Origin of the sequence: Kribbella orskensis (assembly GCF_004342085.1) — a bacterium.
In the GTDB taxonomy this organism is placed as follows: domain Bacteria; phylum Actinomycetota; class Actinomycetes; order Propionibacteriales; family Kribbellaceae; genus Kribbella; species Kribbella orskensis.
This window is the reverse complement of the sequence record NZ_SLWM01000004.1, coordinates 638,731-660,448: the sequence shown is the minus strand read 5'-3', so window position 1 is coordinate 660,448 and position 21,718 is coordinate 638,731. Positions and strand designations below refer to the sequence as shown.

At 69.0% G+C, this 21,718-nt stretch carries 23 protein-coding genes; 10 read left to right on the top strand and 13 right to left on the bottom strand.

The genetic code is table 11. The features are described from left to right. The coding region (locus tag EV644_RS15300; protein ID WP_132188908.1) for a universal stress protein at positions 1-526 on the bottom strand (526 nt) is incomplete at its 3' end. Positions 527-719: 193 nt separating this feature from the next. Between EV644_RS15300 and EV644_RS15295 the strand changes: the two genes are divergently transcribed. Next, positions 720-1,781 (top strand): zinc-dependent alcohol dehydrogenase family protein, encoded by a 1,062-nt coding sequence (locus tag EV644_RS15295; RefSeq protein WP_132188907.1) that lies wholly within the window; start codon positions 720-722, stop codon positions 1,779-1,781. 4 nt (positions 1,782-1,785) lie between these two features. Continuing rightward, positions 1,786-2,748, top strand: a complete 963-nt coding sequence (locus EV644_RS15290) for an Acg family FMN-binding oxidoreductase (RefSeq protein ID WP_132188906.1) — start codon at positions 1,786-1,788, stop codon at positions 2,746-2,748. Here EV644_RS15290 and EV644_RS15285 read toward each other — a convergent pair. Continuing rightward, positions 2,726-3,208, bottom strand: a complete 483-nt coding sequence (locus tag EV644_RS15285) for a GyrI-like domain-containing protein (RefSeq protein WP_132188905.1) — start codon at positions 3,206-3,208, stop codon at positions 2,726-2,728. The genes EV644_RS15290 and EV644_RS15285 overlap by 23 nt on opposite strands. On the opposite strand from EV644_RS15285, the gene EV644_RS47155 reads away from it, so the two are divergent. Continuing rightward, entirely contained in the window at positions 3,207-3,770 is a 564-nt protein-coding gene (locus tag EV644_RS47155) for an ABC transporter permease (protein WP_132188904.1), read from the top strand. The two genes, EV644_RS15285 and EV644_RS47155, sit on opposite strands and share 2 nt — an antisense overlap. A gap of 22 nt (positions 3,771-3,792) precedes the next feature. On the opposite strand, the gene EV644_RS15275 is transcribed toward EV644_RS47155, so the two are convergent. From EV644_RS15275 to EV644_RS15250, 7 genes are all read right to left on the bottom strand, one after another. After that, the gene (locus EV644_RS15275; protein WP_132188903.1) at positions 3,793-4,668 is read right to left on the bottom strand and encodes a universal stress protein; all 876 of its coding nucleotides are present in this window, start codon (positions 4,666-4,668) and stop codon (positions 3,793-3,795) included. 97 nt (positions 4,669-4,765) lie between these two features. Further along, positions 4,766-7,162 (bottom strand): glycoside hydrolase family 65 protein, encoded by a 2,397-nt coding sequence (locus EV644_RS15270; protein ID WP_132188902.1) that lies wholly within the window; start codon positions 7,160-7,162, stop codon positions 4,766-4,768. Beyond that, on the bottom strand, positions 7,159-8,529 hold the full coding sequence (locus EV644_RS45320) for an HAD family hydrolase (RefSeq protein ID WP_132188901.1): 1,371 nt from the start codon (positions 8,527-8,529) through the stop codon (positions 7,159-7,161). The genes EV644_RS15270 and EV644_RS45320 overlap by 4 nt, the downstream gene beginning before the upstream one ends. A 316-nt stretch (positions 8,530-8,845) precedes the next feature. Further along, positions 8,846-9,826: an Acg family FMN-binding oxidoreductase gene (locus EV644_RS15260; RefSeq protein WP_132188900.1), complete on the bottom strand. Its 981-nt coding sequence runs from the start codon at positions 9,824-9,826 to the stop codon at positions 8,846-8,848. After that, positions 9,820-9,963 carry a hypothetical protein gene (locus EV644_RS44540; protein ID WP_158292833.1) on the bottom strand — a complete coding sequence of 48 codons (144 nt, stop codon included), beginning with the start codon at positions 9,961-9,963 and terminating at the stop codon, positions 9,820-9,822. Before EV644_RS44540 ends, EV644_RS15260 begins: the two co-directional genes overlap by 7 nt. Beyond that, positions 9,960-10,451 carry a hypothetical protein gene (locus tag EV644_RS15255; RefSeq protein WP_132188899.1) on the bottom strand — a complete coding sequence of 164 codons (492 nt, stop codon included), beginning with the start codon at positions 10,449-10,451 and terminating at the stop codon, positions 9,960-9,962. The genes EV644_RS44540 and EV644_RS15255 overlap by 4 nt, the downstream gene beginning before the upstream one ends. Next, complete coding sequence (locus tag EV644_RS15250; protein ID WP_132188898.1) at positions 10,451-11,431, bottom strand: Acg family FMN-binding oxidoreductase; 981 nt, start codon at positions 11,429-11,431, stop codon at positions 10,451-10,453. Before EV644_RS15250 ends, EV644_RS15255 begins: the two co-directional genes overlap by 1 nt. A 195-nt stretch (positions 11,432-11,626) precedes the next feature. Here EV644_RS15250 and EV644_RS15245 point away from each other — a divergent pair, with 195 nt between their 5' ends. After that, positions 11,627-12,187 (top strand): hypothetical protein, encoded by a 561-nt coding sequence (locus EV644_RS15245; protein WP_132188897.1) that lies wholly within the window; start codon positions 11,627-11,629, stop codon positions 12,185-12,187. A gap of 4 nt (positions 12,188-12,191) precedes the next feature. Beyond that, positions 12,192-13,070, top strand: coding sequence for a universal stress protein (locus EV644_RS45315; protein WP_199239821.1), 879 nt, complete (start codon positions 12,192-12,194; stop codon positions 13,068-13,070). Here the strand turns inward: EV644_RS45315 and EV644_RS15235 are convergent, their stop codons facing one another. Then, on the bottom strand, positions 13,071-14,828 hold the full coding sequence (locus EV644_RS15235; protein WP_132188896.1) for a sensor histidine kinase: 1,758 nt from the start codon (positions 14,826-14,828) through the stop codon (positions 13,071-13,073). A 189-nt stretch (positions 14,829-15,017) separates the two neighbouring features. Between EV644_RS15235 and EV644_RS15230 the strand changes: the two genes are divergently transcribed. Genes EV644_RS15230 through EV644_RS15215 form a run of 4 tightly spaced genes read left to right on the top strand, consistent with a single transcriptional unit; the run spans position 15,018 to position 18,474 of the window. Beyond that, complete coding sequence (locus tag EV644_RS15230) at positions 15,018-15,950, top strand: universal stress protein (protein WP_132188895.1); 933 nt, start codon at positions 15,018-15,020, stop codon at positions 15,948-15,950. Positions 15,951-15,956: 6 nt separating this feature from the next. Continuing rightward, positions 15,957-17,654 (top strand): SulP family inorganic anion transporter, encoded by a 1,698-nt coding sequence (locus EV644_RS15225; protein WP_132188894.1) that lies wholly within the window; start codon positions 15,957-15,959, stop codon positions 17,652-17,654. Then, positions 17,651-17,902: a hypothetical protein gene (locus EV644_RS15220; protein WP_132188893.1), complete on the top strand. Its 252-nt coding sequence runs from the start codon at positions 17,651-17,653 to the stop codon at positions 17,900-17,902. The genes EV644_RS15225 and EV644_RS15220 overlap by 4 nt, the downstream gene beginning before the upstream one ends. Before the next feature lie 2 nt (positions 17,903-17,904). Further along, a complete protein-coding gene (locus tag EV644_RS15215) occupies positions 17,905-18,474 on the top strand; it encodes a flavodoxin family protein (RefSeq protein WP_199239820.1) in 570 nt (189 codons plus the stop codon). Between the two features lie 301 nt (positions 18,475-18,775). Here EV644_RS15215 and EV644_RS15210 read toward each other — a convergent pair whose 3' ends face one another. Further along, entirely contained in the window at positions 18,776-19,243 is a 468-nt protein-coding gene (locus EV644_RS15210; protein ID WP_132188892.1) for a pyridoxamine 5'-phosphate oxidase family protein, read from the bottom strand. Positions 19,244-19,317: 74 nt separating this feature from the next. Here EV644_RS15210 and EV644_RS15205 point away from each other — a divergent pair, with 74 nt between their 5' ends. After that, positions 19,318-19,974 carry a response regulator gene (locus EV644_RS15205; protein WP_132188891.1) on the top strand — a complete coding sequence of 219 codons (657 nt, stop codon included), beginning with the start codon at positions 19,318-19,320 and terminating at the stop codon, positions 19,972-19,974. Between the two features lie 82 nt (positions 19,975-20,056). Here EV644_RS15205 and EV644_RS15200 read toward each other — a convergent pair whose 3' ends face one another. Beyond that, positions 20,057-20,731 (bottom strand): helix-turn-helix domain-containing protein, encoded by a 675-nt coding sequence (locus EV644_RS15200; protein WP_132188890.1) that lies wholly within the window; start codon positions 20,729-20,731, stop codon positions 20,057-20,059. 103 nt (positions 20,732-20,834) lie between these two features. Then, on the bottom strand, positions 20,835-21,542 hold the full coding sequence (locus tag EV644_RS15195) for an alpha/beta hydrolase (protein ID WP_132188889.1): 708 nt from the start codon (positions 21,540-21,542) through the stop codon (positions 20,835-20,837). Positions 21,543-21,718: the final 176 nt, after the last annotated feature.

Here is a 21,718-nt window from a genome sequence, read left to right as displayed (position 1 = left end):
CCCCGCGCTCGGCGGCCGCCTCGAAGGCGAAGCCGAGAGCTGCCTGGCAGGAAGGAGATCCGTCCACGCCCACCGCGACGAGTCCGAACTCGGGCTCGTCGGGCTTCCAGGTGTCCGGTACGACGACCAGCGCGGTCTGGGCGCAGGCGGCACAGACCTGCGAGACGGAGCCGACGACCAGCTCATCGAACCCGCCGGCGCCGCGCCGGCCGGTCACCAGGAGTGCGGCATCAGTGGCCGCCGCCAGCAGGATCACGGCGGGATGGCCGAGGCGGAGATCCAGCGTGGCGTCGGTGAAGCCCAGCCGCTCGAGCTCGTCGGCCGCGTCGTCCAGGACCTCGGTGCCGTCGTCAGGGCCGGAGGTGGCCGGCAGCGGATGGGTGGGCCGGGTCTCGTCGAGGACATGGATCGCGCGGATCGTCCAGCCGCGGCGTGCGGCGAGATCGACCGCCCAGTCGAGTGCGAGCAGGCCGTCGCGTGATCCGTCGATCCCGACCACGATCGTCGGGCGGTGTTGTGCGCACATGGCAGGAACCTCTTGCTAGGCAGTTCTCTGTTCCAGTCCAGTCGCCGCTGCGGACGTGCCGCCAGGGTGCAACGACCCTCGCGGACCCGACGAAGGTCCCGCCCAGGAAGTGCGTTTCTGCCCTGCCCGGCGGCTGCCCGGTGGCGGAGGGTCGAGGGGACAGAGAACTTCGAGCTATGGAGGTCGACCGACCATGAAGGCGCTTGTCTACAACGGACCCGGACAGCGGAGCTGGCGAGAGATGCCCGACCCGGTGATCCAGGACCCGGAGGACGTCATCGTGCGCGTCGATGCCGTCACCATCTGCGGCACCGACCTGCACATCCTGAAGGGCGACGTACCGACCGTCGACCACGGCCGGATCCTCGGCCACGAGGCCGTCGGTACCATCACCGAGGTCGGTGACAGCGTCCGTGGCGTCACGTCCGGCGACCGGGTGCTGATCTCCTGCATCACCTCCTGCGGCCGGTGCGAGTACTGCCGGCAGGGCCGGTACGGTCAGTGCCTCGGCGGCGGTGGCTGGATCCTCGGGCACCTGATCGACGGGACCCAGGCCGAGCAGGTCCGGGTGCCGTTCGCCGACCGGTCTGTCTACAAGCTGCCGGACAACGTGAGCAACGAGTCGGCGCTGTTGCTGGCCGACATCCTGCCGACGTCGTACGAGGTCGGCACCCTGGCCGGCCAGGTCTCACCGGGCGACACCGTCGTCATCGTCGGTGCCGGACCGATCGGACTCGCGGCGATCACCACCAGCAAGCTGTTCAGCCCGTCCAGCGTGATCGTGATCGACTCCGCGCCGGCGCGTCAGAAGGCTGCGCTGGATCACGGTGCGGATCTGGCGTTCGGGCCGGATGACGACGTCGTCGCCACGATCAAGGAACTGACCGGTGGTTTCGGCGCCGATGTGGCGATCGAGGCGGTCGGCGTGCCCGCGACCTTCGAGCTGTGCACGCAGGTGATCCGGCCGTGTGGCCGGGTGGCGAACGTGGGTGTCCACGGTGCGCCGGCGACGCTGCACCTGGAGGAGCTCTGGATCAAGGACGTCACCATCACGACCGGTCTGGTGGACACCTCCACCACGCCCCGGCTGCTGTCGATGCTGGCCGCCGGCCGGCTGGCGATGCCGGGTCTGATCACCCACCGCTACGGCCTCGACGAGATGCAGGACGCGTACGACGTGTTCTCGCGGGCCGGCGAGACCGGCGCGTTGAAGGTGGCTCTGTTCAGCGACGAGTCCAAGGACCTCGAGGCCTGAGGCCATGCTGCCACCGACGGGGCGTGACCGTGACGAGCTGCTCCGGGCAGCCGTCGCGGCGCCGTCGATGCACAACACGCAGCCGTGGAGGTTCCGCTTCGACGGCTGCGTGATCGAGGTCCATCGCGACCGTGCGCGTGAGCTGCCCGCGGAGGATCCGGATCGCCGGATGCTTCACGTGTCCCTGGGGGCGGCCGTCTTCAACCTCCGGGTCGAGGCGGCCCACCTGGCTTACGGCAGCCAGGTCCGCAGCGTGCTTGATCGCGCGCGACCGGATCTGGTCGCGGAGGTCGAGCTCGTCGGGGCAGGGGCAGAGACCGAGGAGCTCTACCGATTGGCGCCGTACTTGCAGGTGCGGCGGACGAACCGGCAGCCGTACCAGGATCGGCGAGTACCGGACGAGGTGCGGCGACTGCTCGACGTCAGCTCGAGGCTCGAAGGGACCGAACTGCAGTGGATCGGCGACCGCGCCCGGCTGAAATGGTTGTACCTGGCCACGAACGACGCGGATCTCGAGGACGATCGGAACGCCGCTCGTTCCGAGGAACGCAGGCTGTGGGTGGGTGGCGACCGGACGGCAGACGGGATCCCGTCCACCGCCCTGGGCCCGCGGGCCACGTCGCCGGACTCGCCGGCCAGGGACATGGCAGCGATGCCGGCCGACTCGGGCCGGCCGATGGCGACGTTCGAGCAGGAGCCGCAGCTGGCCATCCTGGCGACCCGCCGGGATGGTCCGGCGGAGTGGTTGCGAGCCGGTCAGGCGATGCAGCGAGTGTTGCTGGAGGCAACGGCGAACGGGCTGTCCACCTCGCTGCTCAACCAGGCCATCGAGCACGACACCTTGCGTTGGCTCGTCCACGATCCGCTGGGCAGCTGGACGCGCCCGCAAGCTGTCATTCGCTTCGGGTACGGCCCGCCGGTCCCACCGACGCCGCGCCGCCCGATCAGCGACGTGTTGCTGAGGTAGTCAGCCGATAGGGCTGCACGATCTCGGTGCGCCAGTTGTCGGGGTCCCCGATCGGCGGGTGGTGGTAGACCTCCCAGCCCTCGGTATCCGGGGAGGCGCCGCATCGGCGGAGCCAGTCGCGGATCAGGTCGTGCGCGGTGCCGATCCGGTCGTACGGGCCGACGTACATCGTTACCGCGACAGGCCCGGCGGGGAGGCTGGAAGCCTGCACGAGGCCATCGGTCAGCACCCGTGTCGGGATCGGGAAACCGGCCTCGACCGCAAGCAGACCGGTGGTCGTCGAGTGATACCGGGCGAACGGGAAGCCGTTCGGTGCGTTCCTGCGGAGGCGAAGGGCCTCCGCGATCTCGACCAGAGCGCCGGGCAGCCAATCGGTCAGCTTCGTGGATTCGAGTACTGCCCGCCGAACGGCGGTGGGTTGTGCGGCGAGAGTCCGGGTCTCAATCAGGGCCGTGTGCATGAGTTCGTCTCCTCTGTCCGACGGTTCCAGCACACAGCCTCGGTCCGACTCCCGGCAGGGCCGAAGGTCCCGACTCCTGAACAGGCCTGGCGGCCAAGGTCCGAAGGCCTCCACCCGAAGAGTCCTAGAGCCCTGTCGGCGGCCTGACCGGACGGTGACGCTGGAACGGTCGGACGAATTGCGAAGGGACCGAGATGACACTGGCGAACCAGGCGCGCCCGGTCACGGTCGCGGCGCTTGGGCGCTGGTCGGAACGGGTGCCGGCATGCTGAGCGGGAGCCTGTTCCGCACGCCCGAGCAGGCGTCGTCGATCGGACCGGTGATCGGCATCGGTTTTGCGATGCTGGGCGGTTGCCTGTGGCCGCTCGAGATCGTGCCCGCCGGTGTCCGCGCTCTCGGTCATGTCACGCCGCACGCCTGGGCTGTGGATGCCTGGATCACCGTGCTGTCCAAGGATGGGACCGTCGGCGACATCGCCGCACCGCTTTGTGTGCTCGTCCTCTTCGCGGCCGGGCTGCTGGTGGCTGCGTCCGCTCGGCTGCACCGCCGGCTTGTTGCCTGAGCGGTGCAGCGCAGCGGATCGGTCAGCGGACGATGGCCACCGGGCAGCGGGCGTGGTGCAGGACGTGCTGGCCCGTGGAGCCCAGCAGCAGGCCTGTGAAACCGCCCCGACCGCGTGAGCCCACCACTACCAGGTCCGCGCCTTCGGCGGCCTGCAGGACCGCGCGGGCGGGCGGGCCCGGAATGAGCCGGACGTCGACCTCGATGTCGGGATAGTCCGCGAGCGGTCCCGCGAGCGCTTCGGCGACCAGGACCTCGGCCGCCTTCTGCACTTCGGCTTTGTCGAACACGAGCTCGCCCTTGCCGTGCTCGTACGTCGAGAACGGGCTGTGCCAGGCGTGCACGACCACCAGCCGGGCGCCGACCGCCTCGGCCTGCTCGAACGCGAAGTCGGTCGCCCGCGCGGACACCTTCGAGCCGTCGACACCGAGAACCACGGTGGGTGTGGTGTGCGCGCTCGGCCGCGGGTCCGCGGGCACGATCACGACCGGGCTGTGCGCGTGGGCGCTGACTTGGACGGCTACCGAACCGAGGAGGGCCCCGCTGAATCCGCCGAGGCCGCGGGTGCCCAGCACGACCAGCCGCGCCTGCGCCGTCTCCTCGATCAGGGATGCGGCGGGAGAGCCCTCGAGCAGCAGGGTCTGTACGTCGAGCCGGGGGTACTGCAGCCGGATGCCATCCGCCAACGCTTCGAGCCCACGCTCACGTACGGTCCTGAGCGCCTCCAGTGGTACGACCTTGCCGGGCGAGGGGCGGCTCACGATCTCCAGCTCGAAAGCCTCGACGATTCGCAGCGGCGCGTGCTCGCGAACGGCTTCGGCCGTGGCCCACCGCAATGCTGCGGTACTCGCCTGCGAGCCGTCGTACCCGACGACTACCGGGGCGGTCTGTGACGACATGGTTCCTCCTCGGAGCTGGATGATCTACTCCGACTGTGTCTCCACTGCGCCACGCGGGGCAGGGCTGTTGGTCCCGAGGTCGCGGGCCCTTCGGGCCTCAGCGCGCCGGCCACTCCACGGTCCGGCCGGCGGCCAGAGATTTCGTCGTGCCGTGGCAGCGCACCCTGATCGGATCGGCGCGGCCGGCGTCGGCGGAGACGGCGAGACCGTCGGCCGAGACCCGCACGGTGAGGTGATGCCCGCGGTACCGCAGATTCATCCGCATCCGGCCCAGGCTGACCGGCCACCGTGGCGCGAATCTCAGCTCGTCACCGGACAGGGTGAGGCCGGTGAAGCAGCGCTGGACGAGATCGACACTGCCGGCCATCGCGGCCAGGTGGATCCCCTCCGCGGTCGTCCCGGTCTGAGCTGGATCGCCGGAATCGCTGTGCAGGGCTTGCACCAGGAACTCCAGTGCCCGGTCGGCGTTGAGCGAGGTGAGACCCCAGGCGTGGACGACGGCACTGAGCGAGGAGCCGTGGCAGGTGCGGGGGAGGTAGTACCTGACGGTCCGGCGGATCGTGTCGGCCTTGGTCGGATACCCGAGCGTGGCCAGCAGTTCGTACAGCTCCTGGCGAGGCAGCAGGTACAGCAACATCAGCACGTCGGCCTGCTTCGACACCTGGTATGCCGTCACCGCAAGTCCCTCGGCCTCGAGGATCCGGTCCAGCCGCCGGAGATCGCTGTACTTGCGGCGGTAGCGATCCCAGTCGAGTTCGTCGAGGTCCGCGTAGCCCTCGAACTGGCTGATCACGCCGTTGTGGAACGGCACGTACATCCGCCGGGTGAGCTCGTCCCACCGGCTGAGTTCCTGCGGCCGCAGCCCGATCGACTCGGTGAGCTCCGTCCGCCGCCGGCTGGGCAGTCGCTCGAGCACCTCAGCCGCACGGCGGAACAGCCACACCGCCATGACGTTGGTGTAGGCATTGTTGTCGATGCCCGCGTCGGGACGCTCGGGATACCCGGTGTGGAATTCGTCGGGCCCGACGACTCCCTTGATCACATAGCGGTCCCGAGCCTGGTCGTAGCTCGCGAGACCGGCGAAGAACCTGGCCACCTCGAGGATGACCTCGGCGCCGTGGTCGGCGAGGAACTCCTCGTCGCCGGTCGCCTCGACGTACTGCCACATGGTGTAGGCGACAGCCAGGCCCACGTGGCGCTGCAGGGAGGTGGCGTCACGAGTCCAGCGTCCTGACAGCGGGTTCTGGTGCAGGGTCTGGCTCTCCTCGCGGCCGTCGCTGCCGGACTGCCACGGATACATGGCGCCGGGGTAGCCGGCTGCGGCGGCCGCCCGGCGTGCGGCCGGAAGGCGGCGGTGCCGGTAACGCAGCAGTGCCCGGGTCAAGGCCGGCATCCGCAAGGTCAGGACGGGAAAGACGAACAGTTCGTCCCAGAAGACGTGCCCTCGATAGGCCTCTCCGTGCAGACCGCGGGCCGGTACGCCGGCGTCGGTGTCCGCGCTGTGCGGCGACACGGACTGCAGCAGATGGAACAGGTTCAGCCGCACGGCCGCCGGCGTGCCGTCGGCAGGTTCCTCCAGGTCGAGCGCGAACTTCCGCCACAGGTGGGACCAGGCGAGGACGTGCGGCTCGAGAAGACGGTCGAACGCGGGCAGGCCGGGCAGGGCGGCAAGGCATGCCTGAAGCGGTTCCGAGATCGCCACATCCCTCGACGTGTGGACGACCGCGGCTTTGTCGGCGCTGACGACGTCACCGGGTTGTACCGCGACGGCGACCTCGTGGTACGCCGTCGTGGCGTCGACCGAGTTCGTCCACCCGCTCTCACAAGGTGTTCCGTTGTGGAAGACGGCAGTGCGATTGGCAACGGCGATGCGCACGTACGACTGACTCGTCCTGGCGACCACCAGTGCGGTCGCATTGTCCTGGACGGCAGGTTCGATCTCGACGAGATGCCGGCCGGACAGCTTCTGGTACCGGTCGACGCCGCCGTTGGTGACCGAGCCGTCCACGCCGGTCCGGATCCGTAGTACTCCGGACCAGTTCTCGGCGGTGACGGCGAGGCTCTGAGCTGCCAGGTGGGCATCGGCCATGCTCACCAATCGTCGTTCGACCCCGGCGATGATGTTGCCCTGGGCAACGCGAAGGCGGAAACGCCGGGTCAGCACGCCGCGGCGCAGGTCGAGCTCCAGCTGGTGGTCGAGCACCTGCGAGTTGTCCGGGGTGAGCCACTCGCCGTCGTCGATCGCGACCTCGAGCGGTAGCCAGTCAGGGACGTTGACGAGGCTTTCGTTCTCGACCGTGCGGCCGTCGATGTCGTCGCAGAGGCGGTTGTACAGGCCGGCGACATAGCTGCCCGGGTAGTGATGGTCACTGGCCCGGGAACCGGCCCAGGCGCCGCGGGTGGCGAAATACCCGTTGCCGACCGTGCACAGAGCCTCGCGCCGGCGCTCGTCGGCCGGGTCGTAGTCGTCGAAGCGCAGCATCCACTCGTTCATCGGGCCGGCTCGCGGTCGGGAGTGACAGCGACCTCGGCGAGGTCTGGGACGACCAGGTCCGCTCCGTGCGCAATGAGCTCGGCGGCGTGGCCCGAACGCTCCACCCCGATCACGAGGCCGAAACCACCGTTCCGGCCCGCCTCGACGCCGGCCGGCCCGGTATCCACCACGGCCGTCCGCAACGGGGTGACCCCGAGGCGGTGTGCAGCGACCAGGGGCATCGCTGGATCCGGCTTCTCCGGGAGGCCCAGCTCCTTGGCGACGCGGCCGTCCACACGGACGTCGAAGAGATCCTGCAGGCCCGCGGCGGTCAGAACCTCGTCGGCGGTGCTGCTCGCGGAGGTCACCGCGTACGTCAGGCCTGCGGCGGCGAGCCGATCGATCAGGGCGAGGGTTTCCGGGAAGGTATGCCTGCCGTCTTCGGTGACCACCGCGTCCAGGTCGAACACCACGGCGTCGTACCGGCCGGCATCGATCGTCGGACCTTCTCCGGGTCCGGCGTGTGAGCGTCGGGCGTCGGATCTGCGAGCTATCGCGATCGCGGCGCCGACCAGGGCGGCACCCCCGATCAGCAGGGCGATCGGTGCGGCCAGCCGGCCGGGGAACCACTGGGTGACCGCGATCGGCAGGATCTGCAGAGCACCGGCAATGCCGATCAGGATCAGCAGCAGGTCCCAGATCTGGACGGCGTAGATGAGCAGGCCGGTGATGGTGGCCAGGCCCAGCAGGATGCCGATGTCCTGCGGCATCGTCAGGCCGATGCCCACGAAGAGACCGATGGATGCTGCCACCTGCGTCGGCCGGCGGGAGGGCACGATCTCGCTGTGCCCCAGCAGGAGCCACTCCAGCGCTGCGAACCAGACCGCCAGGCCGGGCCAGTACGGTTCGTCGAGGTGGGCGCCGATCGCTCCCGCGCTGACCAGCGTCGCCGTGAGGAAGGCTAGTTGCAGTGCGGCAGCGCGCCCACTCCAAAGCCACAGCGCTGCGGAGTACAAGGCGGTGCCGACGCCGATGAGCAGGGTGGTGTCGATGGCGCGCCAGCCGAGCACCTCACCGCCGAGGAGTCCGAGGAACAGGCTTGCCGTGGCGGTCGAGAGCAGCCAGATCACTATCCTCATCCGACGGCCCGCGGGCTTGTCGGTGGGTACGGCGAGTGCGGCGCAGAGCAGTGCGGCGGCGGCCACGCCGGCGATGGCGAGCCGAGTGGTCTCGTGCAGGTCGCGCCAGTACCGCGCGGCGATCAGGCCCACACCGACCAGGACCACGACGCCGCCCAGGTACGCCAGCGTCTCTGTCACCAGGGCGGTTCGCCGGGCAGTCGGTGAAGGTCTCAGCGTCACCGGTCCAGGGGTCGGAGAGTTCTTCATGGTTCGACTCTGGTGGCCGTCGCGGACCCGCTCCAGGGCCCAAGGTCACCTCGCGCAGGGCCTGGAGGCTCTCGGCCCACCGTCCCACAAGTTCGGGACCTTCGGCCCTGAACATCCGACCGGTCCCGCCCGATGCTGGAAATGCAGGGGAGCCGACCGGCTCGCCGGGAACGGGACACCAGACAGTGGCCGAGGCCACGAGATCCGCCGTCATCAAGACGGAAACCCGTTTCCCGGCGGGCCGGTCCTCCTCGATCCGGACCGTGCCGGCGCGGTGGGGCTCGGCACGGTGCTGGGTTCCTGGCTCCCGCCTGTGTCACTCCCATTCCGCCAAGGTCTGCTGCCAGGGTCTCCGCGGGGTGTCCGCACCCGTCATGGCGGGGAAGCCGATCCGGATGATCATCTGCGGCCGGGCGTTCCGGTCGACCAGGTTCTGAACGCGTGACCTCAGGTCGGCGTACTCCAATGCCTGGTTGAGGAAGGACGCGACCAGACCGTACGACGTCGCCGTCAGGAGCGCGTGTTGCAGTGCCATCCCCGCGCGGAGCCATTCGGACGGCCGGTTCTCCCCGGTGCTGAGGACCGCGATCCTCGGCTCGAGCTCGAAGACGCCGACGCTGCGCTGCTGGTCGTCGAAGCCCGCGGAGAGGTCGCGGAACGCCGCCGGCCTGGCGGGAATCGGTCCGAGTGCTCTCTCGGGCACCCCGTCCTCCGAGCGGTCGCCGCCGATCCAGCGGCCTCGCTCGGTCAGCCGGTCCTCGTCGTGCAGGTCGAGCTCGTCGGCCTCCCGCAGGATCCGTACCAGGTCCCTGGTGGAGCTGGGATCCAGCCAGCACAGGTCGGCCCCCTCGACCCGGGCCGCAGTTCTGATCAGCGACAGAACTCGCGGCTGGACGTCGATCGCGACCATCGGTCCGCGATAGGTGTGCCGACGCCGCAGCTCGCCGTAGAGAGAGCCCAGCGGGGGCATGGGTGCCTGTCGTCCGCCCAGGAACACCCGGGTGACGATCTCGGGCCGATCGGGATCCGGACGGGTGGCGAAGGTGGTCTCGTGGCCGAGCATCGCCGCGGCCACCCGCAGGTTGAAGGTCGCCGCGCCGAGCCCGATCAGGATCATCCGGCCGGCCTGGTCCTCGGCGGGCAGGGAACGGTCCTCGTCGAGGATCACGTCCACGACCCGGCCGCTGACCTCGAAACGCCATGGCTGGGTGTTGTGCATCGACGGCGCGGTAGCGGCGGAACTGACCAGGATGCCGACCTCGTCCGCGGTGAGCAGAGGTTCGCGATGATCTACCATAATCGGACTCTTTCCAGGTGCTGTGGCGCGACTGCGAGCCAGTCGAGCTCGGTGCTGATGCGGTCGACCAAGGCCTGCCTGGCATCGGGTTCGCCATGAACGACGGACCCGGTCTCGGGCGGCTCCGCGCTCGTCATCGGAGGTCCTTCTCGTACGCGTGGACGGCCGTGGTCAGCTGATCGGACTGCTCGGGCGTCAGCCGTGCCGTCAGGCTCGGGATCTCGACCTCCTGGCCGAAGCGAAGGACCACCCGGCCCAGTGCTCGCAGGCCCGCAAGCGTCTCCGTTGCCTGGAGCTGGAGCTGAGCGGTCTGGCCGGAGCGGACCAGCTCCCTTCTGAACTCATCGAGCCGGTCGACGAGCTGATTGATCTCGTCGGCGACGATCGCGCTGTATTCGGTCAACGCCTCGGCCGCCCGGCTGTCCGGCAGGGCGGGCAGCATCAGGGCACGCTCGGCGGTGATCCGGGGGAGAACCTGGCGGCGATAGGTCCCGATCGTGCGCTGCACGATGAAGAGCAGCGTCTCCGGTTCGGTCCACCCTTCGGCCGTGCGCTCTTCCTCGAGGGCGGCAAGATCCTTCTCCCAGCGCGCGATCTCTGCCTGCAGGACACGGATGTCGGTCATCAGAGCTCCTCGGTACGGGGGTGAACAACGGCTTCGACCGGGCGCCGCGGCGTCGTGGCGGTCACCGTGCTGTGTCCGAAGCGGATCACCATCTGGGCGAAACCCGGCTTGCCGGTGGTCTGCTGAACGGTCCGGCGAAGATCGTCGAACTCGAGCGGCTGGTTCAGGAAGGAGGCCTTCAGGCCATCGCGGGTCGCGGTCAGCAGAACCCGCTCGAGCGCGATGCCGGCGGCGACCTGGTCAGCCCGGGTGTCTCCACCGGTGGACAGCACGGCCAGCGCCGGTTCGGTCTCGAAGCTGGTACTGGGCCGGGTCTGATCCGCGGGCCGGGTGCCCAGATCGCGTACCGGCGATGGATAGCTGCTGGACCTGGGCCCGAGCACAGAGCTCGGTACGCCGTCCGTCGTTCGATCGCCGCCCACCCAGTGGGCGCGTTCGGCGCGGCGGTGCCAGTCGCCGATCTCGCGGAGGTCGGTGTCGAGCAGCAGATCCAGGACGGCCTTGATCCCCGGCGCGGGCAGCCAGCTGAGCTCGGCTCCCTCTGCCATCGCTGCCCGGCTCAAGCTGACCTGGTCTTCGCTGGTCAGCTGCACGGGCCGGAGCGGCTCGCGGCTGGTGTGCCGGCGAGGGATCTGAGTCGACAGACCGAGAAGATCCTTGTCCGGGTCGTCAGTCGGCGCGAGGACGATACGCGCAACCAGGTCGGGGTCGTACCGATCCGGCGCGAGGCCGAACCAGCTGGAGTAGCCCATCGACGCGGCAGCGCAGCGCAGGTTGAACGTCGCGGCACCGGCAGCGATCCGCATCGCCCGGCCGGTGGGATCCTCGGCCGGCAACGAACGGGAGCCGTCCAGGAACACGTCGATCACGTGACCGTTCACCTCGAAGCGCCACGGCTGCGTGTTGTGCATGCTCGGCGCCGCCACCGCGGCCTTGAGCAGTACGTCGATCTCTTCCATGGACAGCTGGTCGTCGTTCATGGGGGCCTCCTCGACCTGCTATGGGCGGCAACTGCTGCCGCACTCCCAGCCTCGGGGATCCACCTCTGACCCGCAGCAGGCATCGGTCCCGATCACAGGGGCCGTTCGGCACCTCCGCACGTGACCACAGGCTCTGCCGGTCGCCTATCTCGCGGCACCAGCATCAAGGTGACACCTCAAACGAAAGGAAAGACCATGACCACCACACCGCACCGGCGCAACGTTCCCACTCCTGTGATGGAGCCCGTCGGTGATCTGCAGCCGCGGATCAGCACGGCCGCGGGTCGTGCGCTGGCCGTTCTCCGGATCGCATACGGCCTGACGTTCCTGTGGGCCTTCGTGGACAAGGTCTTCGGCCTCGGCTACGCGACCCCGTCCGGCAAGGGCTGGATCGATGGCGGCGACCCGACGGCAGGATTCCTCGGCAAGGGAGCAGCCGGCCCGTTCGAGGACTTCTACCACTCCCTGGTCGGCGATTTCTGGGTCACCCCGCTGTTCATGATCGCGCTGGTCGGCATCGGCCTCGCCCTCACCTTCGGGATCGGGATGCGCATCGCGGCCGTCTCCGGCACCGTCCTCTACCTGATGATGTGGAGTGCCGTCCTGCCTCCGGAGAACAACCCGGTGCTCGACGACCACATCATCGGCGCCATCACCCTGATCACTCTCGCACTCGTTGCTGCTGGCAACGTCTGGGGATTCGGTCAGCAGTGGTCGCGGCTGTCCATCGTCCGTCGGTACCCCTGGCTGCGGTGACACCATGGCCAGAGAACCCGTCATCCACGTAGGCGTCGACGACTCCTGGCGTGACACGGGTGCGCTGGAGTGGGCCCTGCAGGAATCTCTGTTCCGCAGGGTCCCGCTCCGGGCGGTGCACGTGATCGAGGAGAAGCTGAGGCACTCGCCGTACTGGCAGCCCACTGTCATCGATGACGCCGCCATGGACCTGGTCCAAGAGGTCCAGCAGAAGATGAAGAGCCAGGACGATCTCCTGGATCACCGCGCCGACCTGGTGGTCGGCCCATCGGCTACGACATTGACCGAGCTGGCCGCCAAGGGCGAGTTGCTGGTCGTCGGTAGGCGGGGGATGGGCAAGTTCAAGCGGCTGCTGATCGGTTCGACATCGGAGACCGTGGCGAATCTGGCCGCCGTTCCTGTGGTCGTCGTACCGCAGGGATGGAAGCCCGGCAGTCACTCAGGGCCGGTTGTCGTCGCGCTGGACGACTCGGACGAGCCGTCGGCGGCGATCGAGTTCGCGCTGACCGTGGCGACCGAACGGCACACGCCGGTCCGGATGCTCCACGTCTGGGACCTGCCGTCCATCTACAGCTGGGACGCGATGAACGTGGCCGGCGTCAGCGACGAGTGGAACCAGACCGCCCAGCGGCACTTCGATGCCGTGGCAGACCAGTGGCGGCAGAAGTATCCGGAGATCGAGATCGAGGTGGACGTCAGACGCGGTCATCCCGTGGATGGCATCGTCGCGGCTTCGGAGTCGGCCGATGCGCAACTCGTCGTGGTCGGTGGACACCGCCGGCGCCACTTCACCGCCGCACTGCTCGGGTCGGTCGCCCGAGGAGTCGTGCAGCACGCGCCCTGCCCGGTCGCTGTCGTCCACGTCCCGACGGACGATGGCTGATCAGCTGGAGGGCGCGTTGATGAGGGGCGCGCGCAACTCCAGCACGGTGCCGTGCGGCTGGTTGGACTCCAGCCGTACGGCGCCACCTAGTGCGGCCGCGCGTTCCTCGAGATTGCGCAGGCCGCTTCGCCGATCCGACGAGGAGATGCCGACCCCGTCGTCGGAGACGCGTGCGGTGACGTCCTGACCGGTGACGATCACTTCTACCTTGACGGTCGAGGCCTGGGCGTGACGGACCACGTTCGACAACGACTCCCGGATCGCGGCCAGGATCTGCGGTCGCACGGAGGCCGGCACGGTGCTGTCGAGCGGACCGGTGCAGCTCAGCTCGGGCCGGAATCCGAGCGCGGACGTGTACTCCTCGACCAGCGCCTGGACGTCCGCCCGGAACGACTTCTTGTCGGGCTGGTGGTGCAGCTCGAAGATCGCCGCCCGCAGGTCGCGGATGGTCGCGTCGATGTCCTCGACCGCCCGGCTGATCCGTTCCTGCACCTCCGGCCGGACCATCCTGTGCATGCCCTGCAGCTGCAGACCGGTGGCGAACAGCCGCTGGATGACCAGGTCGTGCAGATCCCTGGCGATCCGGTCGCGATCCTCCAGCACCGCCAGCACGGATTGATCCCGCTGCGCCTGTGCGCGGTCCAGAGCCAGCGTCGCCTGGTTGGCGAACATCCGGACCAGGTCGGTCCCGGCCGTCACGGCCAGCACGGTCCCCTGGGCCGCCGCGACCATCAGGATCCCGCCCGTACTGCGCGGCCCCGCGGGGAGCGGCGCGAGAATCGTGCGGCCCAGTTCCTCGAGCTCGGGCACCTCGCTGAGCTGGCCGGTCTCTTTGGCGAGCTGAGCCAGGTTCTCGACCACCACCTGCTCGTCGCCGTCCAGGACGTCGCTGAGGATCGGCCATCCGGCGGGAATCCGTCGGCCGATGTACTGCGTGAAGGCGGGCGGTCCGTCGATCACCTCGATGACGAGCTCGCCGTCGTCCAGCAGCAGGACGGCACCGAGAACCGAGCCGGACACCTCGCGTGCCCGGGTCGCGATGAGGTGCAGCGCCTGCTGGGGATCGAAGTCGGTCAGCATCAGCTGGGTGATCTCTGCGGTCACCTCGTGCCAGCGACGGCGGCGCTCGGTGTCGGCATACAGCCGGGCGTTGTCGATCACGACGCCGGCCGCGGTCGCGAGCGCGGCCACGGTCCGTTCGTCGTCCTCGGTGAAAGCGGCGCCCTCCGCCTTCTCGGTCAGGTACAGGTTGCCGAAGGCGTGGTCGCGGGTACGGATCGGAACGCCGAGAAAGCTCCGCATCGGAGGATGGTTGGGCGGGAAGCCGAACGATCGTGGGTGCTCGGTGAGGTCGGTCAGCCGCAGGGACGTGGGATGGTCGATCAGCAGACCGAGGATGCCATGGCCTTCCGGGTAAGGACCGATCGCGGCGATCTCCTCGGCGCTGACGCCATGGGTGATGAAGCGGACGAGCCGCTTACCGTCGGGACCGACCACCCCGAGAGCGCCGTAGCGCGCGCCGACCAGCTCACACGCGGCCGTGACGATGCGGTCCAGCGTGCTGTTCAGGTCCAGGTCGGCGCCGATGCCGACGACCGCGTCCAGCAGCGCGCGCAGACGCTCCTGGGAGTCCATGATCTCGTCGATCCGGCCGAGCAGCTCCTGCAGCAGGGCGTCGAGCCGGACTCTGGACAGCCCGTTGAACTCGAGGGCACCTTCGTCCCACGACCCTGCGTGATCCTCTGCTTGTCCACCCATGCGCCCACCGTACGGCCACGATGAGCGGTTGGGAACTTGGCTTGATCGCTGGGAGTGACCAGCGTATCCGGCCGCGGGCCGAAGGTCCCGTGGGCTGCTGTCCTCGGTCCTGTCGAGCGATGCCCGACGGCACTGATGGCGCGCCGGAGCCGAGCGAGACGCTCCAGGTAGGAGAACTGGAGGGTCGACATGGGTACCTGGGCAAGGACTGGACCGGTGGTGGTCGAGGTCGACGGCAGCGCCGAAGCGCTCCACGTCGTGGACTATGCCGCGCTGGAGGCGATCCGTTCCGGCGCCGAGCTGGTGATCGCCGCGCCGTATCAGGCGCACAGCTCGTTCAACGCGATGGCGCCGGGCTATCAGCCGAAGCCTCCCGCGGAGTTCGCCGACGCGAGCCTCCGGGTGGCCGTCGCGCACGTGCGGCATCACTACGGCTACGGCCTGGCGGTCACGGCGGTGTCGGAGGAGGGGTCGCGGTTGAAGGTCCTGCCGCAGATCGCCCGGCACGCTCGTCTTCTCGTGGTCGGCCGAAGCCGCACCCGGGGCCCGCACCGGCTCGTCGCCGCGCAGGGCAACATCTTCCTGACCGCACGAACCGGCTGCCCGGTGATCGTCGTCCCGCTGACCTGGAAACCATCCGTGATCGACCGAAGGGTTGCCGTAGGCATCGATGGGACACCGCTGTCGCTGGAGGCGGTCGAGTTCGCCTTCCGGACCGCCGCGGACCGCGAGGGCGACCTGACCGTGGTGCACGCACAGCACGCACCGCGGCATGACCCGGACCGCGCCGGGGTCGAGCACTCCTGGGTCCGGCGGGCGGACCTGACCGTCTCCGAAACTCTGGCAGGCTGGACCGACGAGTACCCCGAGGTCAAGGTGACCCGCTTCCTGACCGCCCGCCCGGTGGTCGAGGCGCTGGTGCACGAAGGCGCCGAGGTCGGCCTGGTCGTCCTTGGCGCCCGCGCTGGGCTGTTGCCGGTCGGCGATCCCGTCACGCGTCGCGCTGTCGCCGCGATGGCTTGCCCGGTTGCGATCGTGCCGCATCACGTGACCGCGAAGGAACGCGATCAGCGTGCTCGCCAGGTCCAGCCCGCCACCGACGTCGTAGTACCGACGTACTGATCGCTCATGATCGCGCCTGGCCTCAACGGCCTGCGGAACTACCAGCCGAGCTGGCTACGCGCCGATGTGATCGCCGGCGTGACGGTGGCTGCCTACTTGGTTCCGCAGGCCATGGCTTATGCCCAGCTGGCGGGGCTGCCGGCGGTGACCGGTCTGTGGGCAGTCCTCGGGCCGCTGGCCGTGTACGTCGTGCTGGGGTCATCGCGACTGTTGTCTGTCGGTCCTGAGTCCACTACCGCACTGATGACTGCCAGCACTGTCGGTGCGGTGGCCGGTGGAGATCCGAAGCGCTACGTGGTGCTGGCATCAGCGCTGGCGCTGATGGTGGGGGTCATCTGCCTCGTGGCCTGGCTGGTCAGGCTCGGGTTTCTCGCCGACCTCCTGTCGAGACCGGTGCTGGTCGGTTATCTCGCGGGCATCGCGGTGCTCATGATCGCCGGGCAACTCGGACGGATGACCGGCACCACTGTCGAAGGGGACAGTCCGCCCGCCGAATTGCTGAACGCCGCGCGCCAGATCGGCACCTGGCACCTGCCGACCGTTGTCCTGTCAGCTGTCGTTCTCGCGCTCCTGCTGGCATCGGCGCACTGGAAACCACAACTTCCCGCACCGCTGCTGGTGATGGCGCTTGCGGCTGTGGTCACCGCTCTCGCCGGCCTGGACGATCACGGCGTTGCCGTGATCGGCACCGTTCCCTCAGGACTGCCGGCCCCGATGCTGCCCGGGGTCGGCCTCGCCGACCTCCGCATGCTCATCCTGCCGGCGTTGGGCGTGGCGCTCGTCGGTTACACCGACACAGTGCTGACTGGACGCGCCTTCGCGAAGCATCGGGAGCGCATCGACGCAGACGCCGAACTCCTTGCCCTCGGCACCGCAAACCTCACCGCTGGAGCGCTCCAGGGATTTCCGGTCAGCAGCAGCGGAAGCCGGACGGCTGTGGCGGCGGCGGCCGGTGCGAAGAGCCAGGTGTACTCGCTGGTGACCCTCGCGATGGTGATCCTCACCCTGCTCGTCGCCGGCCCGTTGCTGTCGACGTTCCCGACCGCTGCCCTCGGTGCCCTGGTTGTCTACGCCGCTCTACGACTGGTGGATCTCGCCGAGTTCCGGCGGTTCGGCCGGTTCCGCCGGAGCGAGTTGATCCTCGCCCTGGCAACTTGCGTCGGCGTCGTCACGCTCGGCGTTCTGTACGGCGTACTGGTGGCGGTGGCTCTCTCCGTCCTGGACCTGTTCCGCAGGGTAGCCCGCCCGCACGACGGGATCCTCGGCATCGTTCCCGGCATCGCCGGTATGCACGATGTGGACGACTATCCGCAGGCGCACGAGGTGCCGGGGCTCGTCGTCTATCGGTACGACTCGCCGCTGTTCTTCGCGAACGCCGAGGACTTCCGCCGCCGGGCAATGGCAGCGATCGACAATTCACCCGAGCCGGTCCGCTGGTTGCTGCTGAACACCGAGGCGAACGTCGAGATCGACATCACCGCGGTGGATGCGCTGGACGCGTTGCGCGAGGAGCTCGTCGGGCGAGGGATCGTCCTCGCCCTGGCCAGGGTCAAACAGGACCTTCGCGACGACCTCGATGCCGCGGGCTTCCTCGAGCGGCTCGGCGCCGACCGGGTCTACATGACGCTGCCGACCGCGGTAGAAGCCTTCCGGCAGGAATTCGGCCAGCAGGAATCGCGCCAGTTGAAGGAGCAACACTCGTGACGACCTCGATGAAGTCGTTCCGCCGTGCCTGGACGGCCGGCTGGTTCGGTGCCGCCGCGCTGGCCGTGGTCGGTCACTTCGTCGAGCACAAGCCGTGGTCGGTGCTGCTGGCCGACTACGACATCACCAGCGGTCGGATCTGGCTGCTGATCCCGATCTGGGTCGCCATCGGCCCGACGGTGGTCCGCCGGTTGCGCGTCAGCCGGACGGAGTCCGCCGAATTCCATCACCAGACCGCGAAAGGGTAGTCATGTCCGAGAATGCACAGGCACTGGTCGTGTACGAATCGATGTTCGGCAACACCGAGCAGGTGGCCAAGGCGATCGGCGAAGGGCTTCGATCGAAGGTCGAGGCGGAGGTGATCCGGGTCGACCGGGCCCCCGAGGTGCTGCCCGACAGTCTCGATCTGCTCGTCGTCGGTGGGCCGACGCATGCCTTCAGCATGAGCCGCCCGGGCACGCGGGAAAGCGCATCGGCACAAGGAACGGTGGTGATGCCGAGCCAGGTCGGTATCCGCGAATGGCTCGACCGGTTGCTTCCCGACGACGGGACGGCGATCTTCGCGACCTTCGACACCCGCGTCACCAAAGTCCGGAAGCTGCCCGGCTCAGCGGCCAAGGCCGCCGCCAAGGTACTGCGCCGGCGAGGTGTCGGGGTGGTCGCGGAATCGGTCAGCTTCTACGTCGAGGACTCGGCGGGTCCGTTGAGTGAAGGCGAGCTCGATCGTGCTCGCGCCTGGGGTGCGAGTCTGGCGGCCCGCTTCGAACCCCGTGGGACGGGTTCGACCGACCCCGCAGTACAGCCGCGGAGGGCGACATGATGATGAACGGAGGGGGCCAGGACGCCCTGTGGATCTTCCTGGCCCTGTTCATCTGGTCCCTGGCAGTGGCGGCCGCACTCGCACTCGGCGTGCACCTCATCAGGTCCAGGCGACCTGCGGCCCGGCCACTGCCGTCACCGCTGGACATCCTGGAGCGGCGGTACGCGCGGGAGAGATCGACCGGGAGCAGTTCGACGATGCCCGCGCCCGGCTCCGCGAGCACGAACTCGAGCTGTGACCCTCCCGTTGAGCGGTGGGGCGAGATCGCTCGCGGTCGTTCCTCCCGGTCAGCCGCCGGAGCTCACCCCGCCCCTTTCCCGGCGGCCTGGTCGTGGGGTCGCTGGGCCCAGGGGACCAGACGGCGTCCCTCCAATGACTCGATGCCGAGGCGGATCAGGTAGCTGTCGTGCTGTGGCGCCCAAGGTCGGAGCGGAAGCCCGTGCCTGAGCGACTCCGCCTCGTCGGGATCGATCACCGAGAGGTGCCCGGCGGCCGTCACGGTCCAGCCCAGATGCCTGTCCTCGTCCACCGCGTCCACCTCGAAGGCGACCACGTCACCGCGCTCGGCAGCGCGGTACTTGTCGCCGTCGGCCGTCGCGAAGATGAGCGAGTCTCCGTCCAGCACGAAGTTCACCAGCCGTACCGCGGGCAGCCCGCCCTTGGTGAAGACGAGACGACCGATCGGCACGGACGAGAGCAGCTCCAGCGACTCGCCGTCGTCGAGGATCTGCAGCCCGCTGTGGTCGAAACGGCGCGGTGTGGGAGTCATCGCTGCCCCTTCCGAACGAAGTTGCGGTCTAGTCTGGGCTCCAGCACAGGCTGCGACCCCGGGAGCGACACGAGATGACGATCAAGGTGTTCTTGCTCGACGACCACGAGTTGGTCCGCCGTGGGCTGCGACAGCTGCTGGAGGACGAGCCGGACGTCGAGGTGGTCGGCGAAGCGGCGACAGCGGCGCACGCGATCGCGCGGATCCCCGCTCTGCGACCGAACGTGGCCGTGCTCGACGTGAGGTTGCCCGACGGCGATGGGATCACGGTCTGCCGGGACATCCGGTCGGCCATGGACGAGCCGCCCGCGTGCCTGATGCTGACGTCGTTCTCCGACGACGAGGCACTGTTCACGTCGATCATGGCCGGCGCGTCCGGCTATCTGCTGAAGCAGGTAAGCGGTACCGACCTGGTCGGCGCCGTACGACGGCTGGCGGCGGGGGAGTCGTTGCTCGACCCCGCGATGACGACCGCGGTGCTGGAGCGGCTGCGGCATCCGGCCGAGGAGGACGACGACCCGCGGTACAAGTCGCTGACCGAGCAGGAACGCAAGATCCTCGACCTGATCGCCGAGGGCAAGACCAACCGGCAGATCGCGCAGCTCATGTTCCTGGCGGAGAAGACGGTGAAGAACTACGTGTCCGGACTGCTCCGCAAGTTGGGGGTGGAGCGCCGCACCGAGGCGGCCGTCTACGCGGTCGAACGCACCAAACAACGTCCGCCGCACTGAGTGAGTTGTCATCAGATCTACCAGGCTTGCCGATCGGCTGGGTGATGCACCAGGGTCGAAGGTCCTGAGCTCGGCCGGACCTTCACCACGCGCGGATGCGGTGTCCATGGACCTGCTCCGGTGTGATCACGATGTAGACCTCACGCTCTCCGCCGGCCCACGGCTCGACGCTCAGTGCTTCGCGCAGCTTCTCTGACTCCTCGGGCCCGGCCTGCCTGGCCGTTCCTGAGATCAGGACGCTCCAGCCCTCGTGCATGCCTTCGTCGATCCGGTCGATCTCGAAGGCCACCCGGCCGGTGCCGTAGCGCCCGATCGCCGTCGTCGGCGCAGTACGGAAGACCACTGAACCATCGTGGATCTCGAAGTTGACCGGTACGACGCTCAGCCGGCCGGCGAGCTCGAAGGCGACCCGCCCGACGCCACCGGCCTCGATCAACTGCCGGCACTCCTGCTCCCGCATGTCGTCCAGGACCGGGTGCACAGCGGCGCGGCCGTGGCCCGGAGGGCGGTTCGGCTGCGACCCCAGCAGATCGCTGACGCTGGTGTCGAGCGCGTCGGCCAACCGGATGAGAGCACCCGCCGTCATCGCCACTGGCGCGCTCTCGACCCGATCCAGGTAGGTCGGCTCCATCCGCGCCAGGGCCGCCACCTCCTCGCGACTGAGACCGAGCGCGCCACGGCGCCGCCGAACCCGTCGGGCCAGGTCACCGCCGGTCGCGGCGGGACTGCCCCCGGTCCGCTCGTTCTCGCTCGTCATGGGTCGCCTCCGGTTGTGTAACGCGGATTTCCATCCCAGCGGATCGGTACCCGCCAGGAGCAGAGCCATCCGCCTCCAGCCACCGGGGCCGAACGTCCCTCGGTCAGCGCAGGCCGTTCTGTTCGTCGAGGTGGAGGGCGTCGGCCAGGAAGGCGGTGACACGGTGTTCCCACTGGGCGGGGTGGGTGTCGAGCGCGTCGGTGTGGCCGGTGCCGGGGACGATCCACAGATCGACGGTGCCGGGCGCGGCCGACTGGATGTAGCGGCCCGCGTGGCCCTCGTCGGCCCGGTCGCCACCGGCGATGAGCAGAACCGGACGAGGCGCGGATGCCGCGACGGCATCACGCAGTGCGATCGGTTGATCAGCGACGGTGAGGAGGTCGGTGATGCCGTAGGTCAGCCGCTCCAGACCTTCCTGCAGTGTGCCGCGCCAGCCGAACTCGTCCGACAGCCAGGCCTTGTCGGCGCTGACTCGGTTGGTCGCACCCTCGGCGACGACAGCCCGGATCCGCTGATCACGAGCAGCGGCGCCGATCGCCTCCTCACCTCCCATGGACAGGCCGACGGCGGCGATCAACTCGTCGTTCACGGCCGGCTGGGCCTGGAGGAAGGACACGGCCGCGGTGACGTCCTGGTCGCCGTACCAGCCGAAGTCCATCGCGCGGCCTTCGCTGCGACCGTGGCCTCGGGCATCGGGGAGGAGCACGCCGTACCCGTGGCGCGCCAGCACGACGGCATGCTCGAGGACGCTCGATCTGGTTGATCCCGCCCCATGCAGCAGTACGACGGCGGCGCCGTTCCTCGACGGGATGTACCAACCGGCGAGGGCGAGCCATCGGTAGTTGCGAACCTGACTTCACTGAAGGGCAGGCCACGATCGGCCGGAGTGGTCGCCCCGACCGAGGGCCGGAAGTCCCGAGTCGGCCGGACTGCGTAGGTCCGCCGCGAAAGGGGTCTTTCGGCTGGGATGTCGGGACTTCGGGTTCA